Origin of the sequence: Corynebacterium sp. HMSC061H03 (genome assembly GCF_001838215.1) — a bacterium.
In the GTDB taxonomy this organism is placed as follows: Bacteria; Actinomycetota; Actinomycetes; order Mycobacteriales; family Mycobacteriaceae; genus Corynebacterium; species Corynebacterium jeikeium_D.
Map to the genome: position 1 here is coordinate 16,986 of NZ_KV836064.1, position 23,419 is coordinate 40,404.

Sequence of the window (23,419 nt, forward strand, 5' to 3'; positions counted from 1 at the left end):
CTCTATAGGTCAGACACTTTGAAATGCCGACCTTATTTCCAGGAGGGAACCGCATGGTTCGCACGTCCCCGAACCTCACGCCCCCGCGTGGCCGAGGCCCAACGCAAGACCCGCGAGCTCGCACCATTGCCGTATTTATTGCATGGCTTATTGGCATCGTGATCGTGTTGGTGCTGCTCATCAACATCTTTTCTTCACTATCAGGCTCAGCCGATGAAGATCAGAACCCCACTACGCCATCCCAGACTTCGTCCACTCCAACTTCCTCAGAGCAAAGCGAGACTCCATCGGAAGATGATTCTGAATCGACAGGCGAGCCCTCATCGAATTCGGACGAAACGGGCTATGGCGTGAACGAACAGCCATCAAGCAATGACGTAAATGGCGGCTCCTACGAGCAAGACTCCTCTTACACCCAAGGTTCGGAAACTAACCAAGAGCAAAGCCAGCCGAAAACTTCGATGTCAGACTCTGAATCGCAATCGTCGCAGTCTGCAAAGAGCAAGCTAAAGCCCAATTCAAACTCCGAGTAAACCCCGGAGTAACAGCGTAGCTTTCTCTCTTCCCAATCCCCCCCTACTACTTATTCGCCACTCGCTCCACCTCGAAAAAGGACTTCTCATGACTACCGGAATGAACATGGAACCCCGCGGAAATATCCTGCCGATTTATTTCGTCGCTGACGAATCTGGCTCAATGGGGCCGGACATCGCTGAGCTCAACTCCGGCCTCCAATCCCTGCTTAACGAGATTCGAATGGCGCCTTTTGCTGCCGCAAATGTTCGTTTCTCTGTGATTGGCTTCGACAACGAGGCACGCCTGTACCTCAGCAACGCTGACTTGCGCCATGTTGAGCAGATGCCAACGCTTTCCGCACGGTACGCAACATATTTCTCTACTGCGTTTGACCTGCTCAACGCCCAAATCCCAGACGACGTAGCGCAGCTCAAGGCCGAAGGTTACCGCGTCAACCGTCCCGCAGTCTTCCTGCTTACCGACGGCTACCCCATGTCCGATGATCTCTGGCAGGAAGCGCTGAGCGACCTTCAGAACGCACCACACCACCCAAATATCTTGGCATTCGGTATCGGTGAATCGGATGCGCAGATTATCGGACAAATGGCCAGCAAGAACGGCTGGGCATTCCAGGCAGCGCAGGGCGCAGACACCGGTGCCATGTTGTCTGAGTTCATGTCTTCGCTTACTCAGTCCGTCATCAGCTCTGGCACTTCCGTCGCCAATGGTTCACCGGAAATCATTACTGATATTCCCGATGACTTCGTCAAGATCGACATGGACGAGCTGTAAGGAAAACTGCGATGACAAACTACTCCCAGCACGAGCGTTACCTTCACAATCCACCTCAGAAGAGCCTGGCCTCACGTGTCCTCGGAGAACTCGTTCGCGTCCGTCCGAGAGATTTACTCCATCCCTTTAACGATCCGCGTGCGGTCGAAGACTTGAATACCGGCCAGAGCAGGGACTACCCCTCCTCGCTTCGCCTCGACAGCCGACCTTCCACTGCCGCGCCCTATTCGAATCCCAGTTCTCCGCGCCGAGACTTCCACACTGGTGTCCCCCACAATTACGAAACTCCCGGCCTCGACACGCGCATCATGCCGGAACGCGGTTACTCGGATTACCACGCTGGCCCTGCTAGTTCCTTCCGACCTACTCAGCCGGCAGACGAGAACTCCGGAACTCCTTCTAACGCCTCCAAACCAGCCCCCAGCCCCAAGCCAAAGCCCACATCGGCAACAAACCGCGCCTTCAGCACGGAAATCACCGCCACTTCGCATGACGATGGTCTTGCGCCACTGGTTGTCGGTGATGCCGGCGCCGAAGTCGATCCCATCATCGTTGACACAAAATTCGGTACTGGCCGCCAAGTCCCCGACACCGTCATCGATGGCTGGCGCTCTAAGCAGTTTGCGATGCGCTCTGTCAGCTTGCGCGGACGCATGCATCGATACAACGGCGCACCTCGCCAGGACTCCGTGCATACTCTGCTTTCCGACGATGGCAACACCCTCTTCGTAGCAGTCGCCGATGGAGTTTCAGCTGCCCCACAAAGCCACCGAGGCTCTGCAATCGCAGCGCGCTACGCCATCGGATGGCTGAAGAAGATGTACAAGGACAACCTGAGCCAACAGGAATGGATTTCGCTGGCGAAGGGAGCTTCCTACAGCATTCAGACTGCTGCAAAAGAAGCTGGCGAAGACCCAATGGACTTCGCTTCCACACTGGTCTGCGCTGCTATTTCCAAGTGTGACAACGGGCTCCGCGGGCATGTCCTGTCAATCGGCGACTCGGGTTCCTGGACTGTCACCGCTAATGGTGTGGAGCTGATTGAAGGCGGGAAGGAAGAAAGTGACTCTGCAATTAGCTCATCAGCTGTAAATCCACTCCCACTGGTTCCAGAAAACTTGAATGCCGTCTATTTCGAAAGCGCTGGTGACGAAACGGTGCTCTTCGGAACCGACGGCATTGGAGATCCCCTCGGTGGCGGTGGTGGCCCGTTGTCTGACCTCTTTGTCAAACGCCTTTACAAGCGGGTGCCATCGACTACTGAATTTTGTCACTTAGTGGACTTCTCCAAGGCCGGCTTTGACGACGACCGCACCCTAGTTGCGATTTGGCCAGCCCACATTGGAGTTCCGGATAGCTAGCCGTCTCTAGCCCCAATCAGATTGTTACACCATACTTTTCAAAGGAACCCTTTTAATGAGCGCACACGAAGCAACTACTACCACTCCTGTAGTTGAACTGAGTGAACTGCCTTCCGGCCTGGAAAAGCTCGGATCCGGTGGCGAAGGAGTCGTCTACAAGCTCGGTTCTACACATTTTTCGTCTCGCCCCTGTGCTTTTAAAAAGTACAAGTCACCTGACAAGGTCAACGAGGCCCATCTGGAGAAACTGGTCAAGTTCATTAACAAACTCGGAGAGGTCGCCCCAGATCGCAAAGAGTGGCTGCTCAATCAAGCGGCATGGCCAACTCATTTAGTGCGTGATGACGGAAAGACCGTCGGCATAATCATGCCGTTAATTCCGGATCGTTTCTTCCAGCTTCTTTCTCCAACGTCGACAAGCACCACGAAACGTGCAGCGGAATTGCAGTATTTGCTGAATGGCCCTGAATTTGAACAGGCAATCGGCCTGAAGGTAAGCGAACGTCAACGCTACGAATTCTTGGAAGATTGTGCGAACCTACTTCGCGTTCTTCATGGTGCTGAGATTCGCGTCGGAGACATTTCGGTTAAGAACCTGCTCTTCTGCCACAACGCCCCCGGCCCACATGTGTACTTGCTGGACTGCGACTCCATGAGTATTGGCCCATCTGAGGGGCCCGATGTGCAGACACCTGGTTGGGACGTGCCGAATGGGGAAAAACCGCAGACTAAAGAAAGCGATGCATACAAGTTTGGTTTGCTTGCACTGCGTCTGCTGGCTTCCGATCAGTCCACCCGCAACCCAAACGATTTACCAGCTGGAACTGTTAGCTCCGTTCGATCCCTCACTCAACGTGCGCTCGCTGCTTCCAGCTCAAGCAGGCCTACTCCCCGTGATTGGCTCGGCGCGATTAGCGAGGGGAAGGAAAAGGCATCTACCGAGGTAGCGGAAGTCACCTCCGCTAAGACGCAGACCACGTCGGCTAAGACCTCGAGTGGCACCTCTACAGCGACGAAGACCATTTCACGACGTAAACAGGGAAGGCCTGTGCCTTCGGCTGTCTCGACTAATGCCGTTAGTAATACTCCAGCAACCACACAAACCACGGCTACGACATCAACAAATGCCACTTCTACTACCGCCTCCCAACCGTCTAACGGCGACGTCGACTCAACCGAGAAGAAGGGCCTTGGCTGGCCAATTACCTGGACCATTGTGGCAGGACTTATGTGTCTTATGAACTTTATCGGGGGTCATCCGGGTTCCGGCTTCTTCATGCTCATCATGTTTATCGTGAACCTCTGCTGGCTCTTGGTTCGCATGGGCGAGTCTAAGGACAGTTCACAATGAGCTCGTTGAAATATCTTGAGCTGGTCAGTCTCAGATGCGAAAGAAAACATCGCTTCCCACAGTCAACGGCGGATACGGCATGGGAAACGGAAGCGGAGGTACTCACGGTAACTCCTTGCACTGAGGAAGTACTCGATATCGCCCTATCACGAGCCTTTGGAACAGACTCATCACTTGAAAACTACGTTTCAGAAATCTCACACCCAATTTCTTCAGATAAAGGGAAGGAGTAGTACATGAGCACTGAAAAAGAGAGCACAGCTATCGCATCGCTAATGGCGGAAATTGATGGTGAAGCAGACTCTGAAAACCTCGTCGATGACATTATGCTGACCATTTTTGGAACGGATGTCGTGGATCAGTCCGGTTCCCTGCCACAAATCTCTGGTGAAAGTCGACTCAATTCTTCAACTCTCGCAGCTGATTTAGGTCACTCATCGGAAAGCAACTTCAGTGGGGACTCAAAATGACTGCCCGTTATGAATTCAACAGACAACTTGTCGCAAGACGGTTCCAACGAAGTGCTCTGGCCGAAAAAGATCGCCTGTGGTCAATTGCGCTTGTGTTCGGAGGAAGCCGCCATCTTGCTCAAACCATTCTCACTCATGGCCTCGGCAATGCATGGAAATCGGTCTCCGTTTTAGCTGAGAAAGCAGGAGCCTCCCATGACGCTCTGGTACGCCGTGAAATCTACTTTGCGCTTGCGCAGACGGGTTTAGGAGTTCTCACTGCGAAAGAAGCAAGAACACAAGGTGGTTTTTCGCCAAGTGGCCACGATCCTCTGTGCCGAGTAAATGCCCTGCGTGCTTACATGGAACCAGAAGACCTAACCTTGCTAGCGCTGGAACAGTATTCCCCTCTGAGCAACTCTGAACTGTCCATCCTTTTTGGACTTCCAGAGGACGTTGTAGCTGAAAACATCGCTCAAGTACGAACAACCGCCGAAGAGATTCTACGGGGCAATGAGCTCAGTGAATGAGCACACGGCTCCTAGGAGCTTTTCCTCCAAAGGCGAAACCAACCCCAGAAGCTTTCTGCTGGCCAGAGCATGTATCTCAGCAGCACGTGAAGCGTCCTCCACTGCTCCCATCTGGAGTGTCTCTTCCGCCAGAGATACTCCTTCGGTAGATACGCGACTACCGGAACTCTGACTCAGCAAGTGGTAAATGGTTACCGCTAGCCGTTGCTGGGCAGTCAAATGCTCTTCCCAATAGTCGAGCACCTCGGCGGCATCACAAGAAAATGCCAGGTCTTTTAGTTTTTCCTGCACATAGCTAGAACGACTCAGCACCGTTGCAAAAGTAATACTCTCGCCCAGATGACCTGCTAAAGAATCGATTCCCGAGGCCTGACGTAAGAATCTCTGCAACTGTACGGCGCCACCGCTGGCACTATTTCGTCCCTCTAGGACTCCATAGGACCCCAGCACTTCCAGCAGTTTATGGCGGCTACTAGCACTGACACAATTGGGAAATTCAGTCTCTAACTCATGTATCAATGTGTCACGAGCCACCGTGTCAAGGCTGCTGAGTACTCGAGCCAGCGGCTCGGTGATTGCACCTGTCTCCGCACTTTCCGCCATCAGACCGGAAACTGCTAATACCGAAGAAAAATAGCGAGAGTAGTCGTCCGACAGTTCAGTGGCTCTGTTCCTAGCTGCTTCGATTGGATCACTTGGCCCAAAGGCGCCGGCACCGAAATCATCTGCGCGCGAAAGCACTCCCACCGATGACAGAGTGGTAAAGCCTAGAGAGCGGATATGCGCAATCTCGTCGTCACGCAAAGTGGAATCGAACACATAGATCAACCCATCAATGGCGGTGCCATGCTGGTTCCACGGCACACGGGTCAGCTCGCGCAGTCCATCGACAATTTGATGATTTGCCACATCAACCGTTCCAAGACCGGGCGTATCGACGAAGTTTAGCTGCGACAATGCCTGTGATGGGAGATAGTGAACTTTCACGCGCCCATCCAAATCGGCCACACCTTGGGCACTCTGCGCACTATGGAGGGCGCCTCGATTGGCTAACGAAACATTCTCGATTCGCTCCGGGGCTCCCTTGGTGTACACGGTGACGGCATTCGTACACTCGAGGATCGCAGTTTCTGCAATCTTCTGGCGCACCAAAGCATTAATGAGTGTCGATTTTCCAGCCTTCATTCGTCCACTCACCAAAATTGTTGGCGGAGTCTGCATTAGCTGACGGCACTCATTGGCAACAGCTGTAATTCTCTGCTGCTTATCGCCATATTCACCAGCGCGATCAATCAGCTCACGAAGCATAGAATCGACGGCGGCAATCAATTGTTTAGCTGCAGAATCGACATATGCATTACTCTGCATTGGCATCCACCCGACTCAGTAATTCACCACGAAGTCTGGCAACATAAGCGGACTTCTTCTTAGCTTCCTGCCGAGCGACCTGTCTGTCTCCAAGCGCCGACTGACAATCCTGTTTCGTCTGCTGAATTTGGTGTTTAGTTCGACGAATACGTAGTTCAAGATTGTCATTGAACTGGTTGATTAGTAACGGGCGCAACTCGTTGTAAACAGTCTCGATTCCCTGATTGAGCTGTCTGCGCACCTGCAAAATCACTTGATCTAGCCATTTTGCTAGTTCAACGCGGCCAGTTTTAGACGATCGATGATAGACATTCACACCGAGCCACAGACCAGCCATTGCAACGAATGGCAGGACAGTACCGCCGCTACCAATAATCGCCGCACCGATCCCCGGTACAAAACCTAAAACGTGGGTAAGCCCGAAACCACCAGCAATCGTCAGTGACACCAGGGACGGATCTACGACTTTGGCTACGGAATTCTCGCTCTCAGGTTTGTTAGAAACGGAAATACCCGCGGCAACTTCGTTAAGGGCATCAATCACGCTGTGCCAATCTGCAACGCCATCTGTGACGCCTACATAGACCTCGCGGGACCGAGCCATAAAGTAGCGGATTGAGTCCTCGAACAATTCGGACAGTTCGGATTCGATTTGAAAGAAAACTGCATCCCGATGGGCTCGAATATAACGTGGCGGCGTCGACGCGAAGTACGAGTGCCACTTCTCTCGAATCTCCACCAACTGTGATTCAGCCATACTTACGGCTTCGCTTCTGGCCTGAGACAGCCCTGACGTAAGTAGCTGTTGTCCTCGACGCCGGTCGGAAGTGAGGTGCTCAAGTTCCACCTTCTTCTCTTCCAATCGGCTCAGCATGGCCGTGCTATCTGCTGAAATCTCGCTCTCGAGCTCGGCATATTCACTATTCAGCAGAACCAACGCTTGCCGCATAACTGGGGTATACGCATTTTTCTGCAGCCGGCTGCGCGCCTCAACAATCGCCTCTTGTAACCGGGGAATCCCCGAGTCATTGATAACCTCGTCGGCTAGAAAAGGATTGCCGTTGAGGGCAGAAAGGTACCGCAGCGGAGAGACACTGACTATAGGTACTTCGGAAACTAATTCTCCCAAATGCTGCTGAATCTGCTGACGGGTAACTCTTTCAATCTCTCGCCAACCCAACAGATTTTTGTCTTTCTTGGTTATTGCCACCGCAAGTCCTGGTGTGCTTGCAGCGATTTCTTTCAGCGTGGCAAGTTCCGGTTCGGTAATCGTAGTCGTTGCCTCAAGCACAAACACCACAACACCGGCATTACGAGTGAGCGCAATCGCAGCTTTCGAGATTTCCGAATCAGCGCCATTAAAACCAGGGCAATCTATGAAACTGTCATCTGTCAACGACTCTCCGCCTCGGATTGCCCCCTCCCCTAGCCCAAAGTTTCCCTGACCGGAAATCTCCTCCGCATCGGGACCAAAACTGAAACCCGTTTCACATGCGGAAAGACTGATGGAAGCACTTCCAGAAAGCGCATCTACCAGCATCGTCTTGCCGCATCCGACCTCACCGATAACGGCGACTACCGTCGCTTCTCTTCTCGCCTGTAGCGGGGCTTCGAGGAGTCGGGCTTCTTCTCGCTTGCCGACGGCATCAAAGTATTCAGCCGCTTTACAAATTAAAGTGGCATCCTCGCTGATACCGACACCTGAACTTGAGCTCGTATTAGAAGTGGCCGGCGTCATAAAATCTGCCTTACTCTTCTTTGAGCAACTCGAGCATTTGCTTTCGCGCCCTGTTTAATCGGCTCTTGACCGTCGCAAGCGGGATACGCTGTTTGGCCGCGATTTCCTCATAGGTGTAGCCAGCCAATTCACGGAGGATTAAGACTTCGCGGAAGTTTGGCTTCAGTTGATCCAATGCAGTTTGAACTTGGTCAACTACTGCTACCCGGGTATCAATATCGCTCCCGGCAGAACGCATGTTCGCGCCCGCTTCGGAATCGAGCTGCATCATCTCCGTGCGCTTCTGAATCTTTTGCCCCTGTTTCTTGCAGGCATTCAGCGCGATCTTGGTGAACCAAGTTTTAAAAGAGGAATTGCCCCGAAACCTATCCAAATATTTATATGCAGATGTTACAGCGACGCTAAAGGCATCTTCGGCATCGTGGTAATTGCTGCACATACGCAAGCAGACGCTAAAAACGCTGTCCTTATACAGCCTGATGAGTTCAACGAAGGCTGCTTGATCGCCGCTCTGGGCACGCTGAACTAACTCCCGTTCCAAAACCTTTGTTTCCATTATGACAGCACCCCGCCGAAATCATCGTCCGAGTTGTCATCACCGGAGTACAGGTCATCGAAATCGAAATCATGGTCGTCATCGCCATCGTCATCGGAGGCATCACGATGATCGTCGTCATCATCTTCGACTTCCATTTCGGCTTCTTCGTCGTCGTCCTCAGCATCCGCTGCATCGTCAAGAAACAGCTCAGCCTCTTCTGGGTTGACGAAATGACCATCTTCGGTCAACTCAGGATCATCATCGGCTGGGATTAGGGACTCATCCGCCAAGTCGGAGTTAGGTTCCATGGCAGCGGCCAGGATTTGTTCAAAAACGTCGTCGGAAAGCACGTTTTGCGTGTCTCCCAGCAAATCTGGCAGCACAGGCTCGACAGCCTCATTATCCCAGGGTTTGGGACTATCAGCTCCATCAGTAGCGCTCACGAAAGCTACTCCTTATTTTGGTCGGACTAGTCGCATTTTAGCATTCCAGGTTAGGCTCCACGTTGCCATCCTGCGACTCACACATTGGGCAACTGATACTAATTAACCGGCACCTCGCAGGGAGTAGTAGTACCAGCCATCGCTCATCTCGAAGCACTCCGAGTAGTCGTCCGAGACACCACTTTGGTATTCGCTGTCCGCGATCTGGATGCAGTTGGACGACGTACCGGTTCCATATGGACCGTTGAGGATCCAGGTGTAGTTCGACGGCGGTGAGTACGGAGGAGACGGGAACTGTTCTTCGGGTTCGGAGTAGTCCGATCCTGAACTGTAATCCGAATCAACCGATTCCTCAGTTGTCGTACTGGTTTCTGTTGTCGTATAGGTCGACGTAGGAGTGTAATAATCGCTTGTCCGCGTTGAGGTGGAAGTGGGCTCAGCAGAAGTTGAAGTCGCGGTTTCTGCAGCCCGGTTGTCCTCTTGCTTGTTGTTCCAAACGGCCCAACCGCCGACAATTACACCAAAGAGCGCCAGCACAGCCACGATGCTCAAAATGACCGCCGGTGCCGACGAATTCTTCTTTGGCGCATTGGGAACATTTGAGCCTGCGGAAAAATCGGCCGCCCTTGGAGCATCACCTGCACTTGCCGAGTTTTCCACAGGGAATTGTGTTGTTTCAGAAAACGAAGAGGCCGAATCTTGTGCCGAGTAGTTCGCCGAGGGCGTCTCGCTCCATGCGCACTGCTGCCCTGTCTCAGGAGCAAATCCGGGCCCCGATTCGCGCGGGGTCTCCGAGCCTACCGGCTTGTTCATAGCACCCTGCTTACGACGGGGTTTCTGCGTCCGACTGACATGATTGCTTGCGTAGTTGGAATTAAAGGAATCGCCTCCGGAAGAACCTTTTCGCCGAGGCGGTTGAGATTTCATGGAACCCATTACTTCGGTCTCCTTTACCGTATTTTTCGTGAGTCGTACAGGCTAATTGCAGCTTGTACGTAATGGTCATTGCCCGAGTAGTTAGCCTTCGGTGGAAGTGGATACTTCGAGGCCTGAAGGTTTAACTGAGCATTCGAATTGCCCTGAGCAACGAAGTCCTTGACCACTTGACTGCAATAGCTCGCTATCGCGTCGCTGTCCCTGCGGGGAAAGACACAAAACTGCGGTACTGCACGGTGGACATGCGGTTCAACATCTGCAACCGTAATCTGCGCTCGCTTACGAGCCACGGCTTGTTTATTACTTTGAATAATCTGTCGGGATTTCGCTGTAATCTGCGCCGCTCGTTGGTCGAACTGGTTAGCTGAGCTAATTGCTCTATACAGATTCCCTGCAATAACTGACCAGTCCTTTTGCTCGTCAACCCATTCCACATTTGTTCCCTGAGATTTTGCGATTCCTCGATAAACAAGGTTTCCAAATGCAGCCAGGCCGCAGATCCACACTGCCATCGTCGTAAGGCCGAACACATCACCAATAAGCAACCGGGTGAAAACGCTCAACACTGTGATTGCAAGCAAAATCCAAAAAGCCGTCAAGGGCTTGGTACGAACAGAAACTAATTGAACGTTTCCCCAAGCTGGATTCGACCCGAAACCTGCGATGTATTTCTGAATTTCAGCTTGCGATTGTGCCTGATTGAGCACGGTATGCCGACCAGTGTCTGGCGAATATAGCGCCCAGCGGTTCCGTCGATCACCTGCTAAGTGTGTAGCGACAACATCTGCGATTTGACGCTGCTGAGACTCCACGTCGCCGTGCGCACGCGCGCGAAAACTCTCATTAGTCGTTTTCTGAGCTTTGAGGTCATTGTGCGCTTTTACGTATTCAGGTAACGCTAGATTTGCCCATTTCTTGTCCTCAGCTTGCGCGACATTGCTGACACAGTCCTCCCAGATTCGCCTATTCTTCGAATAGTTTTCTGTGATGCGATGCCAAGAACTTACAACTTGACCATGATTAGATCGCTGAAAAGCCTGTGCTTTTGCTCGAGCCTCCGAATCGCGGGTGGACTCAACCCGAGCCTTCTTAGCTGTCGACTGTTGAAGCGTTTGCTTCCAAGCACTCAACTTTTGCTGTGCGCTGGCGATGTCATCATTAACCTCGCTGAGCTCGTCTTCCTTCCCATCAATAAGGTCTGGCAGACGACTTTCCTCTGCATCCAATTGCGCTGGTTCTGCCAGCAACTCATCTACATCGCTGTTGACAAGACGAAAGTCGGATTCGGCTGACTGTAAAGCTCTTTCGGCGTCAGAGAGCAGCGATTTTGCTTGCTTGCGTGCTCTTTCATATTGATCTTTATCAGCATTGTATTGAGCTGTTTCGCGGTCAAAGCGACCGTCATCAATCGGTTTGGGGAATTGCAGTTTGGAATCTTCAAGGCTGTCGATTCGCTGCTGATGACGATATTCATCTTCTACAGATTGCCGGTGAGCATCAGCTAACCGCTGTCGCTCAAAGTAGTCATTGCCGTCATAGTCACGAATCTGCCGATCGAGGTCCTCGGAATACTGCTGCGCGTCTTTAAGCTTTCGCGTCGCATCTTGAATCTGCCCGTCGATATCATCGATCCGGCTTTCCCAGCGCTGCATCTCCAATTTGAATCGACCATCATCAACCGGCTTTTGCAAAGAGTGCAGTCGGTTTTCAGCCTGGTGAAACTCGTATTCGGCTTGCTGCTTGGCCAATCGCGCAGACGATACCCGGTCCCGCGCATCTTCAGCTTGACGACGTGCTGCTGCTAGCCGACCGGAGTAGGAGGCGCGCTTAGAAGCAACAGCATCCAATTCATCATGGAACCCCTGCAGCTCCGAAGAAACTTCATCACGCTGATCGCAGAGAGCTCCGATATGAGATTGATAATTCGAGACCTGAGTTTTCGCTTTGTTGATCTCAGCCTCAAATTTAGACACCTGCGATTGATAATTACGCGTGACACCGTCACTAATTTTCTGGGCCAACTCTGCTGAGGTTGGCGCAACAAAAGACATCATAGGAGAACTCGAAATAGTTACGAATATGGCTGCAGGTTCTCTTTAGTGCTCCTTAATCAGGCGAGTATTTCCCCAGCGGTCGTGGTAGCCCTGGTTGTACGGCGAATTCATCACGGAGAAGAAACGCACAACGTACGCAATGCCCGCTGCAAAGCTTCCGATAAATGGCACCAAAGAATAGAAAAGGTTGATGTTGCGCTTTACCGCGTGGCCAAATCCCATTGGTCGACCATCCGTAGTGATCAAACGCAGGCCAAGGATTTTCTTTCCGAGAGTCTGCCCCATGGCGCCCTCTAGACAAACTTTGTAGGCGAAGCCAAGGATGAACATAAGAATTGCACTAATAATCATGCCTCCAATTACTGCCTCATCACTGCCCGCGGCACTGCCTCCGCCTACAAAAATCACGTAAATCACGAACTGAATGAGACCGATGATTAGCGCATCGATGAGGTAGGCACCAGCCCTTTGTCCCAGGGAGGCATTTGTATAAGTCGGATCTGCCCACTGCTGTTCGTGCAGTGTTACTGGAGCAACCTGAGCCATGCCCGGCTGTACCACCGACTGCTGAAAATGATGGGGCTGTTCAGATAGTTGACCAGCAGCGGATACGGACTGGTATGGCTGCTGATCAGCGACAGGCTGTGTGGGCATAATGTACGGGTTTTCCTGGCCGTACAGGGGCTGCTGCTGCGACAGCTGAGGTTGCTGCTGTTGAGGAGCCCCGAAACCAAACTGTGTGTTGGCCTGTGGCTGGCCACCGGAAACTCCTGCCTGGCCTCCGGCTCTGCGTGGCTGAACGGTGCGGCGAACCGGGTTATTGGGATTCTGCTGATTCATTAGAGGTTCTCTTTCCTTGGAAGGGGTGACGTAAGGATCTAAGTCGCGGAAGAAGACAAGAGAAGTGAACTTGGAAACAATCCTTGCCCTTGTTGATTCCTCAATTCCTTGCGACTTTCACTCCTTAGAGGACGCCGCGGGTCAAAATGTTCCTGACGAACGCTAAAAACTTTTTCTGATTTGGATTTCAAAGCCAGATACCAAAAAGACGAAGACTGCCCCATACGCGTTCTTGCTGCACGTTGGCGATGTTAGAAGGGGCGGAGAAACGACGAATCCCGCCTTTAACCAAAGACGGGATTGTTTGAGGCTAGGAGCCCTGAGATGTTGTCTTAACCAGCGTCATGCCGCGATACCACGCCAGCGATTGTGGAAGCAGGCATAGGACAAGAGCAATGATTGACAAAACGAGATAACAAGTGAATTCCCACCAGTAATAGAACCCGAAGTGGTAGTCAAAAACAAAGAAAGGTACGTCTATAACAAAGATCATGGCGTCGTTAATCAGATTAAGACCTGGTACCAGTGCAGCTGTCAGTAAAAGACCAATTTTAAGTCGACGATACATTCCAGAACTTGTGAATCCGCTGACCAAGATCATGACGATTATTCCCAGAATTGCTACCCGGGAAAATATGTTTATTACCACCTTCAAAAACATAAACCAGGGCGATTCAGAATATTCGAGACTTTGAACAAAGGTAAAGACTCCATCACCAATCCAGAAAACTGCTAATCCGGCCAACGTCACGATAGCGGCCTGAATAGTCTTTGGTATACGTACCCACACGTCTTTAAGCGTTGCTTCCGGCGCTAGTGGTTGCACCGGCGCAAACGTCGTGGTGACTGTCCGCATGATTACGCTGTTGTGGGATACCGAAGACACGGTCGGAGTCATGTCACCGACAGCACTGTGACCACGCGGAGCATCAACACCTCCCTGCCCTAAGGCATTTAGCCCATGGGAGCTTCTCGTTGTCGCCAAATCCGCTAAGAAATCCGTCGTTACCTCCGGTGGCGAAAAGGGACTCTGCAAGGCCTGGTCATAGCGCTGTTTTTTGCTCTCATCTGCGAAAATTGCAACTACATAACCTGCAAGTTCTTTCTTTTCGGCATCCCAACTTTGAGAGTCGGTACTGTTAATCTGCTGTTGAATTTTGTTAGCTACAACAGCTCCGGGCTGGCTAGGATCCACCGCAAAAACTGCGTATAAATCAATCCCGCTCATTTGGGAAGGCCTCCTCTTCTAGTCACGGCAATCTTTGCCGCACACAAACACTCATGGGGTTCATGTATTAGAGGAGACCGAGCACCGAAATGTTCCCGGCTTTGCCGAATTAGGAATTAAGCCTAACTGGTTGTCTCTCCAGAAAGCGCCTACAAAATCGAGTGAATGCCTAAATTCCCAAAACTGACTTAGCAATCAGGAAGTAGATGATTAGGCCGGAGGCATCGACAAGCGTGGTAATGAATGGGTTGGCGAAGACCGCCGGGTCAATGCCGAACTTCTTACCAATCAGCGGCATAATGCCGCCGACAGTGGCAGCGAGAGTACAGATACCCAGCAGCGTCAGGCCGATAACGAGGCCTATGTCCCAACCATAAACCAACCCCGCCAAGAGTAGGCCGAGAGTACCCAGCAGCAGGCCGAGGAACGCACCAACTCTCACCTCTCGGAGTATGACCTTGAAAAGGTCGCTGGGTTGAACATCCCCTAGTGCCAGCGCACGGGTAATAGTAGTGGCAGCCTGGTTGCCAGTATTGCCACCAGTACCAATCAGCAGCGGCACGAACACCGAAAGAACCACCATCTGAGACAGAGTCTCTTCGAAGGTTTCCAGGACTTGCACGGTCAATGTCGCACCAATAGCCAGTACAAGCAACCAGACCACACGGGAGCGGACGATCTCAAAGATCGGCGTAGCAAGGTAAGGCAAACGCAGCGGCTCAGAACCTGAAATACGAGCTTGGTCCTCGGAGTCTGCTTCCTCCAGAATCCGGAGTGCGTCGTCCACCGTGAGCAGACCGATAACGCGCTGCTCGCTATCGACGATCGGTAAAGCTAAGCGCTTACAATCGGCGCACATGCGAGCCACCTTCTCCTCAGACTCAGTAGCCTCTGCGTAGTCTGCTTTCCGCAAAATTGCCGCAATATGGATATCACTGCTGGCACGCATCAAATCACGAAGACTTATCACGCCCACCAGTCGACGATTCCGATTCGACACCGGCAACGTGTAGATGGATTCCGCATCATCCAAATGGTTATAGACCGTCTCCAAGGCCTCGCCCGCCGTCATATCGTCATGAAGTGACACCAGCTCCGGGCTCATCCGACGCCCAATGGAACCGTCGGGGTAACCGAGGACGATGTTGGTCAGCTCTCGCTCATCATCCGGTAGATTGGCGAGCAGTTTTGCAGCGACAGACGCAGGCAGCTCGTCGAGCAGTTCTGCTCGATCGTCCGGTTCCATCTCCGCGAAAACTGCGGTGACTTCAGGATCACGGAGGCTGTCGATTAGGTGCGCCTGCAGCGCTGAGTCCAACTCATCGAAGGTTTCAACCGCCGTGTCTTTCGGCAGTGTGCGGTAGAACAGCGCACGTTCCTCATGGCTGAGGCGGCGCATCTTTCGAGCGGCAGCTTTGGGCTCAACATCAATTAAGAGCCGCGACAATGTCGCCACGTCGTGTGAGCGAAGCGCGGACTCGAGATCTCGATCATGAAGGGTTCTGGCGTTGCCCATGATCCAGCATGCCTCCCGCTGCTCTCACCTGGTACCGGCTGTACCGACCTCTTTTGAGCATACCGGCAAGCACGAGGTTTAACCCCACAGAGCACGAACCTGACCGCCATGTTGCGGCTCCAAGCTCTGGCCAAACCAGGCCAGCCGCAAGCTAGGAACAACCGTAAAGATTGTTCTAGACCCGCATCCTCTGTACAAACTTTTCAAAACTGCCATCTACCCTAAAACTCTCATCCAAAAGCGGATTAGATGCGTGATCCTTATCATAACGAACATAAATAGCCAGATCTCGGTTGTCATTTATCAACATTGCCTGACCTCCATAACCGAACTCGAAGGCTATAAAACCAGGTAACTCATACTCTCTATAATTTGGCCACGATTCTCGGTAAGCATCGACTCGCTCAATCCATGACTCAACGCCAATATAGACATAATTTGTACATAATTGTGCAGCTACTGAGGGAACCTCAACATTTGGAATACCGTGAAGGATATCTTGACTGCAATCCTTAGAGGTCATTGGTATCAACGTGGGCGCTTTAGAAGTCAACGAAGGTCGCACCCCCTCAATGTCCGGGCCTTCGTACAAGCGAACATCATGAGGCTCGGCCGGCTCTTTTCGACTACCGTACCAAATACCTCCAGTACAGATCGCCAAACTTAGTACAGCTACCCCAATCAGCATACTAATGTTGACTACACCAATTCTGTTAATTTGAATCTTAATCCAGCCGGCCATTACAGCTATTATCTTCACCAGAAATCTTCCTCTCCGGACAAAAGAGAATACAATCTATGACGCCAGTATCCAGCAATTCGATCGCTTTTCTCACTAGTCCAGTGAGTGCACTCTACCTCGATTAGATAAGATCTATCCTCAGGGTATATATCTGTTCGATAATATTTTTGATAACCTGTCTCTGAGTAATCAGAATAAGAGAAGGCAAGGTAATCAGGTATTTCCACCTTGACATACCCATCAAGCGCTTCTGCACCAGATAAGTGCTTATCAATTAGCTCTCGGTCGAACACAATCGTATAGACCTGATTAGCACATCCTCCATCTAAATAAAACTCGGACGAATAGCCGTCCACCTTTTCTCCCGCTAGACGTGGCGTATTACTCTCGGATTTTTCATTGGTTGCATGACTGAAAACCCGCAAATATGGAGGAATTTGATCAGAAATATCCCGAGGCATTCCTGGCGGAGTAAATGCATAGTCGTCCGCCTGGGACGCCTCCGAATAAGCAACTGCACCTGAGCCGAGGAGCATTCCGGCGCAGGCCAAAAGAACAACTTTACGACGCTTGTTCAAAATGGCCTTCTTAGATCGCGATCTCTCCGAAGCCTGTTTGTTTCCAATCTGGTTGTCAGGACGTGGGCGATCTTCAGACGCCTGAGCGCGTGGGCGATCCTCCAAGGACGATATGGAATCGCTGCTTATCACCAGCCGTTGGGGCTTTCTACCGGGAATTGGACTCATCATGCTTGTTAGAGTCCGCGCGCAACCAAAAAGTTCCCTGTTCATACGAAATTTTTCAGTCTTTTCGGGAAAGAGCCTTAGCGGCAAAACTCGTGGGTTATTCGCAGAACATGATGTTGTCGAACGCCTTCACCACTTGACTCCGAATCAGCGGCCAGGCCGTACACACTCCATCTCGCACAGGCACAGCACTTAGCTGTAGAGCCTCTCATATAACCGAGACACCAAGTAGAAGACAGCTAATCCGTACTCGCCCATATAATCGTCCCAAGACGCACACAAGCCAAAATCACACCAATTGCTCCGCAGGTCAGACCTGCCCCATAAGCGTCGTTGTAAGCGCACACTACGGCGATAACCCCAAAGATTATGCCGACCACGAGAGACACAACGGATATAACCCCGATAGTCATTCCCTTTCGGAGTTCGTAGTAGTACAGTTCGGTCACCTCGTTTACTTCATGAGTCGCCAAATGGCTGGTCAATAACAGCTCTTCTAGTTCTTCATTATCCAATTCCCCGGCTACGAACAGATCTTGAAGTTCTTCACCAGTTTGATCCTCGTATTGCCGAATATGCCTAAAGATATACTCTTCTAAGGTAAGTCCCTCGTCCTCAGCGGTTTGCTTGAGCAGCAAATCGATGAAATCGTTCTTGAGCGGTAACTGGCTTTCCACTGTGCCTCCTGGTCAACGTGATAATCAACCACCGACGGACCAAATATCGCTTCCAATCGCATTGAAGCACGTCTCTAATAGCCGGTGTTCACGTATTAGAGGGCCTGCGCAATGAAAAAGTTCCGAAGAAGGCGCACCAGATTCCGGAAAGCCATCTGCATCAGGCACAAACAGAAAACCCCGCCACAGAAAACACTTGCGTGTTTCCCGCGGCGGGGTTCTCGTCGTAAAGCCCTAGCTGATTAGTCAGCCAACGGGGATTACTTAGCCTTCTCGACGATCTCAATCAGGCGGTAGTGCTTGTCCTTGGAGAGCGGACGGCACTCTTCGATGCGGACGCGGTCGCCCACGCCAGCCTCTTCGTTCTCGTCGTGCGCCTTGACCTTGGAGTTCGTGCGCATGATCTTGCCGTACAGGGCGTGCTGCTTGCGGTCCTCGAGCTCGACAACGATGGTCTTCTGCATCTTGTCGGACACGACGTAACCGGTGCGCACCTTACGTGCGCCAGCCTCGGTGGTGTTCATGTTTTCCTCACTCATGCTGCATCACCATCGGTTGGTGCAGCAGACAGGCCGAGCTCGCGCTCACGCATAACGGTGTAAATGCGAGCAATATCCTTGCGGACAGTGCGGAGACGGCGGTTGTTGGTCAGCTGACCGGTAGCGCTCTGGAAACGGAGGTTGAACAGCTCCTCCTTAGACTCCTTGAGCTTGGCAACCAGGTCATCGTTATCCAGCGAGCGAAGCTCGTGGGCGGGAATGCCGTTCGACATCAGTACTGATCCTCCTTCCGAACGATTCGGGTCTTAATCGGCAGCTTAGCGCCTGCGCGCTTCAGTGCCTCGACAGCAGTTGCCTCGTCCGGGTAGGACATCTCGAACATGATGCGACCCGGCTTGACGTTTGCTACCCACTTCTCGACCGGGCCCTTACCGGAACCCATACGAACACCCAGTGGCTTCTGGGTCAGCGGACGGTCCGGGAAAATCTGGATCCAGACCTTACCACCACGCTTGACGTGGCGGTTGATAGCAATACGCGCTGCCTCAATCTGACGGTTGGTGATGTAGGCCGGCTCGAGAGCCTGGAGACCGTAGTCACCGAAAGTCACCTTGTTGCCGCCCTTGGACATACCAGAACGGGTCGGGCGGTGCTGGCGACGGAACTTAACGCGCTTCGGGATGAGCATGAATTAGCCCTCCTTCTTCTCAGATGCACGCTGACGACGCTTGCCACCACGACGCGGACGGTCGTTGCCGCGACGCTGGCGGTCGTTGCCGGCGTTGATCTCGGACTCGCGACGGCCACCGATCACGTCACCCTTGTAGATCCACACCTTGACGCCAATGCGGCCGAAGGTGGTGTGAGCCTCGTGGGTGCCGTAGTCGATTTCCGCACGCAGGGTGTGCAGCGGAACGCGACCCTCGTGGTAGCGCTCGGTGCGGCCCATCTCGGCACCGCCGAGACGACCGGAGCAGACAACCTTGATGCCCTTGACGTGCGGCTGACGCATTGCAGACTGGATAGCCTTGCGCATTGCACGACGGAAAGCGACACGGTTGGCGAGCTGCTCAGCGATGGACTGAGCGACCAGCTTCGCATCCGCGTCAATGTTCTTGACCTCGAGGATGTTCAGCTGAACCTGCTTGCCGGTGAGCTTCTCGAGCTGGCCGCGGATGCGGTCAGCCTCGGAGCCACGACGACCGATAACAATGCCCGGGCGTGCGGTGTGGATGTCCACACGCACGCGGTCACGGGTGCGCTCGATAACGACATCGGAGATGCCGGCGCGCTCAAGACCGGTGGACAGCAGATCGCGGATCTTGATGTCCTCGGCCAGGTAGTCAGCGTACTGCTTGTCGGCGTACCAGCGGGACTTCCAGTCGCTGGAAATACCGAGGCGAAGACCGTGTGGATGGATCTTCTGTCCCACTATCGGTCACCTTCCTTCTGGCTCTCGACGACCACGGTGATGTGGCTGGTGCGCTTGCGGACGTGGAAAGCACGGCCCTGCGCACGCGGGCGGAAGCGCTTCATGGTCGGTCCCTCGTCGGCGTAAGCCTCGGAGATGACCAGGGTACGACGGTCCAGGCCGAAGTTGTTCTCAGCGTTTGCAGCTGCAGACGCAACAACCTTGGCAACCGGATCAGCAGCACCCTGCGGAGCGTACTCCAGGATGTTCAGTGCCTCGTCGACGGACTTACCGCGAACGGTGTCCAGGACGCGACGTGCCTTCATCGGAGTAACGCGGACGAAGCGCGCAGTTGCGCGTGCAGAAGTAATGTCGTTGCTCATGGCTTATCGACGTCCCTTCTTGTCATCCTTGACGTGACCCTTGAAGGTCTTGGTCGGGGCGAATTCGCCCAGCTTGTGGCCGACCATAGAGTCATCCACGAACACCGGCACGTGCTTGCGACCGTCGTGAACGGCGAAGGTGTGGCCGATGAAATCGGGGAGAATCGTGGAGCGGCGAGACCAGGTCTTGATGACCTGCTTGGTGCCCTTCTCGTTCTGTGCATCGACCTTCGCGAGGAGGTGCTCATCGACGAACGGGCCCTTCTTAAGGCTGCGTGGCATTCTCAGTTCCCTCCTTAGCGCTTCTTATTCTTGTTGGTACGACGGCGACGAACGATCAGCTGGTCGCTCGGACGGTTCGGCTTACGGGTGCGGCCTTCCTTCTGGCCCCACGGGGAAACCGGGTGGCGACCACCGGAGGTCTTACCCTCACCACCACCGTGCGGGTGGTCGACCGGGTTCATGACAACACCGCGGACAGTCGGGCGCCAGCCCTTCCAGCGCATACGGCCGGCCTTGCCCCAACGGATATTGATCTGATCCTGGTTTCCGACCTCACCGACGGTTGCACGGCAACGTGCGTCGACGCGACGGATCTCAGAGGACGGCATACGCAGAACTGCGTACTTGCCTTCCTTACCGAGAAGCTGAATAGAAGCACCAGCAGAACGTGCCAGCTGTGCGCCAGCACCCGGCTTGAGCTCCACGCAGTGAATAGTGGAACCGGTCGGGATGTTGCGCAGCGGCAGGTTGTTACCAACCTTGATGTCGGCGTTAGCGCCGGACTCAACGATGGCACCCTGCTTCAGGTTCTTCGGAGCGATGATGTAGCGCTTCTCACCGTCTGCGTAGTGCAGCAGTGCGATGTTGGCGGTACGGTTCGGGTCGTACTCGATGTGAGCGACCTTTGCCGGAATGCCGTCCTTGTCATTACGACGGAAGTCGATGACACGGTACTGGCGCTTGTGTCCGCCACCCTTGTGGCGAGTGGTGATGTGACCGTGAACGTTACGGCCACCAGTCTTCGACAGCGGGCGCAGCAGAGACTTCTCAGGAGTCGAGCGAGTAATTTCGCTGAACTCGGAGACGGAGCTCTGGCGGCGACCCGGCGTAGTCGGCTTGTACTTACGAATAGCCATACTTTTGCTCTTCCTTAACTTCCTCGTCGGCTAGCGGCTAAGCTGCCGAACCGCCGAAGATGTCGATGGGATCGCTGCCGGCCGCGAGAGTCACGTAGGCGCGCTTGGTGTTCTTGCGCTTGCCGTAGCCGGTGCGGGAACGCTTGCGCTTGCCCTCACGGTTGAGGGTGTTGACGGAAGCGACCTTGGCACCGAAAATCTCCTGGACCGCGATCTTGATCTGGGTCTTGTTAGCGTCGGTGTGGACCAGGAACGTGTAAACGCCCTGCTCCATGAGTCCGTAGGACTTCTCAGACACTACCGGTGCAACAATGATGTCGCGGGGATCTGCGATGGTAGCCATTACTTCTCCTCCTTACCGGCGGTGCGAGTGATGAAGTCATTGAGTGCCTGAACAGCGAAGATGACGTCATCGGCCTTCAGAACGTCGTAGGTGTTCAGCTGATCCTCAGACAGGATGTGGACACCTGGCAGGTTACGAACCGACTTCCACGAGTTGACGTCCTCGCGCGGCAGAACGACGAGCACGTTGCGGCGCTCAGTCAGACGCTCGACGAAAGCACGAGCTGCCTTGGTGGACGGGGTCTGGCCTGGGACCAGTTCCTCGACAACGTGGATGCGGTCGTGGCGAGCACGGTCAGAGAGTGCGCCGCGCAGAGCAGCTGCAATCATCTTCTTCGGGGTGCGCTGACTGTAGTCGCGCGGAACCGGGCCGTGGACAACGCCACCGCCGGTCCAGTGCGGAGCACGGATCGAACCCTGACGAGCGCGACCGGTACCCTTCTGGCGCCACGGCTTACGGCCACCGCCGCGAACCTCACCGCGGGTCTTGACCTTGTGGGTGCCCTGGCGAGCTGCTGCACGCTGTGCGACAACAACCTGGTGCATCAGGGCGATGGACACCTCCGCGTCGAACACGGAAGCAGGAAGCTCAACCGAACCGTTCACGCCGCCTTCAGCGGTGTGTACGTCTAGCTTGAGGTTGGTCATGCGTGAGCACCACCCTTCGTGGCAGTCTTAACAACCAGGAGGCCGCCGCGTGCACCCGGAACTGCGCCCTTGATGAGCAGCAGGTTCGCGTCAGCGTCAACCTTCTGGATCTTCAGGTTCTGGGTCGTGACCCGGTCGTTACCCATGCGGCCTGCCATGCGCTTGCCCTTGAAGACGCGTCCTGGCGTGGCGCAAGCGCCAATGCCACCAACACGACGGTGAGCAGCCTGGTTACCGTGAGCAGCACCCTGGCCAGCAAAGCCGTGGCGCTTCATACCACCGGCGAAGCCGTGGCCCTTAGAGGTACCAGTGACGTCGACGTACTCAATTTCGCCGAAGATGTCGACACCAACGGACTGGCCGACCTCGTAAGAGGAGGCGTCCGGGGTGCGAATCTCAACGCTGTGGCGACGCGGGGTCACACCGGCCTTCTTGAAGTGGCCGGCCTCCGGCTTGTTGACCTTACGCGGGTCAATTTCGCCGTATGCAATCTGGACGGCGTCGTAGCCGTCGGTTTCCTTAGTGCGCACCTGAGTCACTACGCACGGCCCAGCCTCAACGACGGTAACCGGAACAACGCGGTTCTCCTCGTCGAAGATCTGAGTCATACCGAGCTTCGTGCCCAGGATGCCCTTGATCTCGTTTTCACTCATTTATCTTGTCTCCGCTACCAAAAGTCCAGGATCACTGAATGTTCACATCGACACTTGCCGGAAGGTCAATGCGCATAAGTGCATCGACGGTCTTCGGCGTTGGATCGAGAATGTCGATCAGACGCTTGTGAGTGCGCATCTCGAAGTGCTCGCGCGAGTCCTTGTACTTGTGCGGCGAACGGATAACGCAGTAAACGTTCTTTTCGGTTGGCAACGGCACCGGGCCAACGACGCGTGCACCCGTACGGGTAACGGTCTCCACGATCTTTCGCGCAGAAGCGTCGATAGCCTCGTGGTCGTAGGCCTTGAGCCTGATGCGGATCTTCTGTCCGGCCACGCTTGTCCTCTCCTCGGTCGGCGCGCCCCAATTAAAGGGGCGTCGACCCTGTCAATGTTTCTCGACGCCGTCAGCAACTATGGCCAGCGCCAGAAATTAAAACTGGGTTGTGCATTACTTCAAAGCGATTTCGTCTTCGATCGTCATGGCAAATTAACTTATGGCCATGACCCGAGCGGAC

The 23,419-nt window shown here is 53.7% G+C and carries 30 protein-coding genes; 7 read left to right on the forward strand and 23 right to left on the reverse strand.

The window, feature by feature from the left end:
• Positions 1-53 precede the first annotated feature (53 nt).
• The 6 genes from HMPREF2787_RS04395 to HMPREF2787_RS10855 all read left to right on the forward strand — a co-directional run bounded on the left by HMPREF2787_RS04395 (position 54) and on the right by HMPREF2787_RS10855 (position 4,999).
• Positions 54-533, forward strand: a complete 480-nt coding sequence (locus HMPREF2787_RS04395; RefSeq protein ID WP_070429856.1) for a hypothetical protein — start codon at positions 54-56, stop codon at positions 531-533.
• Between the two features lie 88 nt (positions 534-621).
• Positions 622-1,308, forward strand: coding sequence for a vWA domain-containing protein (locus HMPREF2787_RS04400; protein ID WP_048760650.1), 687 nt, complete (start codon positions 622-624; stop codon positions 1,306-1,308).
• An 11-nt stretch (positions 1,309-1,319) separates the two neighbouring features.
• Positions 1,320-2,669 (forward strand): protein phosphatase 2C domain-containing protein, encoded by a 1,350-nt coding sequence (locus tag HMPREF2787_RS04405; protein ID WP_083276379.1) that lies wholly within the window; start codon positions 1,320-1,322, stop codon positions 2,667-2,669.
• A 55-nt stretch (positions 2,670-2,724) separates the two neighbouring features.
• Positions 2,725-4,020 carry a hypothetical protein gene (locus HMPREF2787_RS04410; protein WP_070429858.1) on the forward strand — a complete coding sequence of 432 codons (1,296 nt, stop codon included), beginning with the start codon at positions 2,725-2,727 and terminating at the stop codon, positions 4,018-4,020.
• Positions 4,021-4,256: 236 nt separating this feature from the next.
• On the forward strand, positions 4,257-4,490 hold the full coding sequence (locus HMPREF2787_RS04415; protein ID WP_070429859.1) for a hypothetical protein: 234 nt from the start codon (positions 4,257-4,259) through the stop codon (positions 4,488-4,490).
• Positions 4,487-4,999, forward strand: coding sequence for a hypothetical protein (locus HMPREF2787_RS10855; RefSeq protein WP_083276380.1), 513 nt, complete (start codon positions 4,487-4,489; stop codon positions 4,997-4,999). Before HMPREF2787_RS04415 ends, HMPREF2787_RS10855 begins: the two co-directional genes overlap by 4 nt.
• On the opposite strand, the gene HMPREF2787_RS04420 is transcribed toward HMPREF2787_RS10855, so the two are convergent.
• The 5 genes from HMPREF2787_RS04420 to HMPREF2787_RS11140 form a co-directional block, all read right to left on the reverse strand.
• Positions 4,973-6,367 carry a dynamin family protein gene (locus tag HMPREF2787_RS04420; protein WP_070858505.1) on the reverse strand — a complete coding sequence of 465 codons (1,395 nt, stop codon included), beginning with the start codon at positions 6,365-6,367 and terminating at the stop codon, positions 4,973-4,975. The two genes, HMPREF2787_RS10855 and HMPREF2787_RS04420, sit on opposite strands and share 27 nt — an antisense overlap.
• Entirely contained in the window at positions 6,357-8,105 is a 1,749-nt protein-coding gene (locus tag HMPREF2787_RS04425) for a GTPase domain-containing protein (RefSeq protein WP_070429861.1), read from the reverse strand. The genes HMPREF2787_RS04420 and HMPREF2787_RS04425 overlap by 11 nt, the downstream gene beginning before the upstream one ends.
• 10 nt (positions 8,106-8,115) lie before the next feature.
• Complete coding sequence (locus HMPREF2787_RS04430; protein WP_070429862.1) at positions 8,116-8,661, reverse strand: RNA polymerase sigma factor; 546 nt, start codon at positions 8,659-8,661, stop codon at positions 8,116-8,118.
• Positions 8,661-9,086, reverse strand: a complete 426-nt coding sequence (locus tag HMPREF2787_RS04435; RefSeq protein ID WP_070429863.1) for a hypothetical protein — start codon at positions 9,084-9,086, stop codon at positions 8,661-8,663. Before HMPREF2787_RS04435 ends, HMPREF2787_RS04430 begins: the two co-directional genes overlap by 1 nt.
• Before the next feature lie 102 nt (positions 9,087-9,188).
• Positions 9,189-9,629 (reverse strand): hypothetical protein, encoded by a 441-nt coding sequence (locus tag HMPREF2787_RS11140; protein ID WP_210401191.1) that lies wholly within the window; start codon positions 9,627-9,629, stop codon positions 9,189-9,191.
• A gap of 10 nt (positions 9,630-9,639) precedes the next feature.
• Here HMPREF2787_RS11140 and HMPREF2787_RS11145 point away from each other — a divergent pair, with 10 nt between their 5' ends.
• Positions 9,640-9,798: a hypothetical protein gene (locus tag HMPREF2787_RS11145; RefSeq protein WP_210401192.1), complete on the forward strand. Its 159-nt coding sequence runs from the start codon at positions 9,640-9,642 to the stop codon at positions 9,796-9,798.
• 238 nt (positions 9,799-10,036) lie between these two features.
• Here HMPREF2787_RS11145 and HMPREF2787_RS04445 read toward each other — a convergent pair whose 3' ends face one another.
• From HMPREF2787_RS04445 to rpsJ, 18 genes are all read right to left on the reverse strand, one after another.
• The gene (locus HMPREF2787_RS04445; RefSeq protein ID WP_070858506.1) at positions 10,037-12,076 is read right to left on the reverse strand and encodes a coiled-coil domain-containing protein; all 2,040 of its coding nucleotides are present in this window, start codon (positions 12,074-12,076) and stop codon (positions 10,037-10,039) included.
• Between the two features lie 42 nt (positions 12,077-12,118).
• The gene (locus tag HMPREF2787_RS04450; protein WP_070429866.1) at positions 12,119-12,916 is read right to left on the reverse strand and encodes an RDD family protein; all 798 of its coding nucleotides are present in this window, start codon (positions 12,914-12,916) and stop codon (positions 12,119-12,121) included.
• Positions 12,917-13,226: 310 nt separating this feature from the next.
• Positions 13,227-14,144 (reverse strand): hypothetical protein, encoded by a 918-nt coding sequence (locus HMPREF2787_RS04455; RefSeq protein WP_070858507.1) that lies wholly within the window; start codon positions 14,142-14,144, stop codon positions 13,227-13,229.
• Between the two features lie 169 nt (positions 14,145-14,313).
• Positions 14,314-15,660 (reverse strand): magnesium transporter, encoded by a 1,347-nt coding sequence (mgtE, locus tag HMPREF2787_RS04460; RefSeq protein ID WP_070858508.1) that lies wholly within the window; start codon positions 15,658-15,660, stop codon positions 14,314-14,316.
• Between the two features lie 175 nt (positions 15,661-15,835).
• Complete coding sequence (locus HMPREF2787_RS04465) at positions 15,836-16,402, reverse strand: hypothetical protein (RefSeq protein WP_040360928.1); 567 nt, start codon at positions 16,400-16,402, stop codon at positions 15,836-15,838.
• A 14-nt stretch (positions 16,403-16,416) separates the two neighbouring features.
• Positions 16,417-17,151 carry a hypothetical protein gene (locus HMPREF2787_RS11000; RefSeq protein ID WP_141737809.1) on the reverse strand — a complete coding sequence of 245 codons (735 nt, stop codon included), beginning with the start codon at positions 17,149-17,151 and terminating at the stop codon, positions 16,417-16,419.
• Positions 17,152-17,387: 236 nt separating this feature from the next.
• Positions 17,388-17,825: a hypothetical protein gene (locus HMPREF2787_RS04470; protein WP_070429869.1), complete on the reverse strand. Its 438-nt coding sequence runs from the start codon at positions 17,823-17,825 to the stop codon at positions 17,388-17,390.
• 260 nt (positions 17,826-18,085) lie between these two features.
• Positions 18,086-18,364 carry a 30S ribosomal protein S17 gene (rpsQ, locus tag HMPREF2787_RS04475; protein ID WP_005509926.1) on the reverse strand — a complete coding sequence of 93 codons (279 nt, stop codon included), beginning with the start codon at positions 18,362-18,364 and terminating at the stop codon, positions 18,086-18,088.
• Positions 18,361-18,597 (reverse strand): 50S ribosomal protein L29, encoded by a 237-nt coding sequence (rpmC, locus tag HMPREF2787_RS04480; RefSeq protein ID WP_005509851.1) that lies wholly within the window; start codon positions 18,595-18,597, stop codon positions 18,361-18,363. Before rpmC ends, rpsQ begins: the two co-directional genes overlap by 4 nt.
• Complete coding sequence (gene rplP, locus HMPREF2787_RS04485; protein WP_016422059.1) at positions 18,597-19,013, reverse strand: 50S ribosomal protein L16; 417 nt, start codon at positions 19,011-19,013, stop codon at positions 18,597-18,599. Before rplP ends, rpmC begins: the two co-directional genes overlap by 1 nt.
• 3 nt (positions 19,014-19,016) lie before the next feature.
• A complete protein-coding gene (rpsC, locus tag HMPREF2787_RS04490; protein ID WP_016422058.1) occupies positions 19,017-19,757 on the reverse strand; it encodes a 30S ribosomal protein S3 in 741 nt (246 codons plus the stop codon).
• The gene (rplV, locus tag HMPREF2787_RS04495) at positions 19,757-20,119 is read right to left on the reverse strand and encodes a 50S ribosomal protein L22 (protein WP_070858510.1); all 363 of its coding nucleotides are present in this window, start codon (positions 20,117-20,119) and stop codon (positions 19,757-19,759) included. The genes rpsC and rplV overlap by 1 nt, the downstream gene beginning before the upstream one ends.
• Before the next feature lie 3 nt (positions 20,120-20,122).
• Positions 20,123-20,401: a 30S ribosomal protein S19 gene (gene rpsS, locus HMPREF2787_RS04500; RefSeq protein ID WP_005509882.1), complete on the reverse strand. Its 279-nt coding sequence runs from the start codon at positions 20,399-20,401 to the stop codon at positions 20,123-20,125.
• Between the two features lie 14 nt (positions 20,402-20,415).
• Positions 20,416-21,258, reverse strand: a complete 843-nt coding sequence (gene rplB / locus HMPREF2787_RS04505) for a 50S ribosomal protein L2 (RefSeq protein WP_016422056.1) — start codon at positions 21,256-21,258, stop codon at positions 20,416-20,418.
• A 37-nt stretch (positions 21,259-21,295) separates the two neighbouring features.
• Positions 21,296-21,601, reverse strand: coding sequence for a 50S ribosomal protein L23 (gene rplW / locus HMPREF2787_RS04510; RefSeq protein WP_005509869.1), 306 nt, complete (start codon positions 21,599-21,601; stop codon positions 21,296-21,298).
• Positions 21,601-22,248, reverse strand: coding sequence for a 50S ribosomal protein L4 (gene rplD / locus HMPREF2787_RS04515; RefSeq protein WP_070858511.1), 648 nt, complete (start codon positions 22,246-22,248; stop codon positions 21,601-21,603). The genes rplW and rplD overlap by 1 nt, the downstream gene beginning before the upstream one ends.
• Positions 22,245-22,901 (reverse strand): 50S ribosomal protein L3, encoded by a 657-nt coding sequence (rplC, locus tag HMPREF2787_RS04520; RefSeq protein ID WP_005509762.1) that lies wholly within the window; start codon positions 22,899-22,901, stop codon positions 22,245-22,247. The genes rplD and rplC overlap by 4 nt, the downstream gene beginning before the upstream one ends.
• A 31-nt stretch (positions 22,902-22,932) precedes the next feature.
• Positions 22,933-23,238: a 30S ribosomal protein S10 gene (gene rpsJ, locus HMPREF2787_RS04525; RefSeq protein WP_003938093.1), complete on the reverse strand. Its 306-nt coding sequence runs from the start codon at positions 23,236-23,238 to the stop codon at positions 22,933-22,935.
• Between the last annotated feature and the right edge of the window lie 181 nt (positions 23,239-23,419).

Excerpts from the sequence above, each read along its gene's own strand:
- HMPREF2787_RS04395 (WP_070429856.1), top strand. The coding sequence starts at position 54 with ATGGTTCGCACGTCCCCGAACCTCACGCCCCCGCGTGGCCGAGGCCCA.
- HMPREF2787_RS04400 (WP_048760650.1), top strand. The coding sequence starts at position 622 with ATGACTACCGGAATGAACATGGAACCCCGCGGAAATATCCTGCCGATT.
- HMPREF2787_RS04405 (WP_083276379.1), top strand. The coding sequence starts at position 1,320 with ATGACAAACTACTCCCAGCACGAGCGTTACCTTCACAATCCACCTCAG.
- HMPREF2787_RS04410 (WP_070429858.1), top strand. The coding sequence starts at position 2,725 with ATGAGCGCACACGAAGCAACTACTACCACTCCTGTAGTTGAACTGAGT.
- HMPREF2787_RS04415 (WP_070429859.1), top strand. The coding sequence starts at position 4,257 with ATGAGCACTGAAAAAGAGAGCACAGCTATCGCATCGCTAATGGCGGAA.
- HMPREF2787_RS10855 (WP_083276380.1), top strand. The coding sequence starts at position 4,487 with ATGACTGCCCGTTATGAATTCAACAGACAACTTGTCGCAAGACGGTTC.
- HMPREF2787_RS04420 (WP_070858505.1), bottom strand. The coding sequence starts at position 6,367 with ATGCAGAGTAATGCATATGTCGATTCTGCAGCTAAACAATTGATTGCC.
- HMPREF2787_RS04425 (WP_070429861.1), bottom strand. The coding sequence starts at position 8,105 with ATGACGCCGGCCACTTCTAATACGAGCTCAAGTTCAGGTGTCGGTATC.
- HMPREF2787_RS04430 (WP_070429862.1), bottom strand. The coding sequence starts at position 8,661 with ATGGAAACAAAGGTTTTGGAACGGGAGTTAGTTCAGCGTGCCCAGAGC.
- HMPREF2787_RS11145 (WP_210401192.1), top strand. The coding sequence starts at position 9,640 with ATGACCGCCGGTGCCGACGAATTCTTCTTTGGCGCATTGGGAACATTT.
- HMPREF2787_RS04445 (WP_070858506.1), bottom strand. The coding sequence starts at position 12,076 with ATGATGTCTTTTGTTGCGCCAACCTCAGCAGAGTTGGCCCAGAAAATT.
- HMPREF2787_RS04450 (WP_070429866.1), bottom strand. The coding sequence starts at position 12,916 with ATGAATCAGCAGAATCCCAATAACCCGGTTCGCCGCACCGTTCAGCCA.
- HMPREF2787_RS04455 (WP_070858507.1), bottom strand. The coding sequence starts at position 14,144 with ATGAGCGGGATTGATTTATACGCAGTTTTTGCGGTGGATCCTAGCCAG.
- mgtE (WP_070858508.1), bottom strand. The coding sequence starts at position 15,660 with ATGGGCAACGCCAGAACCCTTCATGATCGAGATCTCGAGTCCGCGCTT.
- HMPREF2787_RS04465 (WP_040360928.1), bottom strand. The coding sequence starts at position 16,402 with ATGGCCGGCTGGATTAAGATTCAAATTAACAGAATTGGTGTAGTCAAC.
- HMPREF2787_RS11000 (WP_141737809.1), bottom strand. The coding sequence starts at position 17,151 with ATGATGAGTCCAATTCCCGGTAGAAAGCCCCAACGGCTGGTGATAAGC.
- rpsQ (WP_005509926.1), bottom strand. The coding sequence starts at position 18,364 with ATGAGTGAGGAAAACATGAACACCACCGAGGCTGGCGCACGTAAGGTG.
- rpmC (WP_005509851.1), bottom strand. The coding sequence starts at position 18,597 with ATGTCGAACGGCATTCCCGCCCACGAGCTTCGCTCGCTGGATAACGAT.
- rplP (WP_016422059.1), bottom strand. The coding sequence starts at position 19,013 with ATGCTCATCCCGAAGCGCGTTAAGTTCCGTCGCCAGCACCGCCCGACC.
- rplV (WP_070858510.1), bottom strand. The coding sequence starts at position 20,119 with ATGAGCAACGACATTACTTCTGCACGCGCAACTGCGCGCTTCGTCCGC.
- rpsS (WP_005509882.1), bottom strand. The coding sequence starts at position 20,401 with ATGCCACGCAGCCTTAAGAAGGGCCCGTTCGTCGATGAGCACCTCCTC.
- rplB (WP_016422056.1), bottom strand. The coding sequence starts at position 21,258 with ATGGCTATTCGTAAGTACAAGCCGACTACGCCGGGTCGCCGCCAGAGC.
- rplW (WP_005509869.1), bottom strand. The coding sequence starts at position 21,601 with ATGGCTACCATCGCAGATCCCCGCGACATCATTGTTGCACCGGTAGTG.
- rplD (WP_070858511.1), bottom strand. The coding sequence starts at position 22,248 with ATGACCAACCTCAAGCTAGACGTACACACCGCTGAAGGCGGCGTGAAC.
- rplC (WP_005509762.1), bottom strand. The coding sequence starts at position 22,901 with ATGAGTGAAAACGAGATCAAGGGCATCCTGGGCACGAAGCTCGGTATG.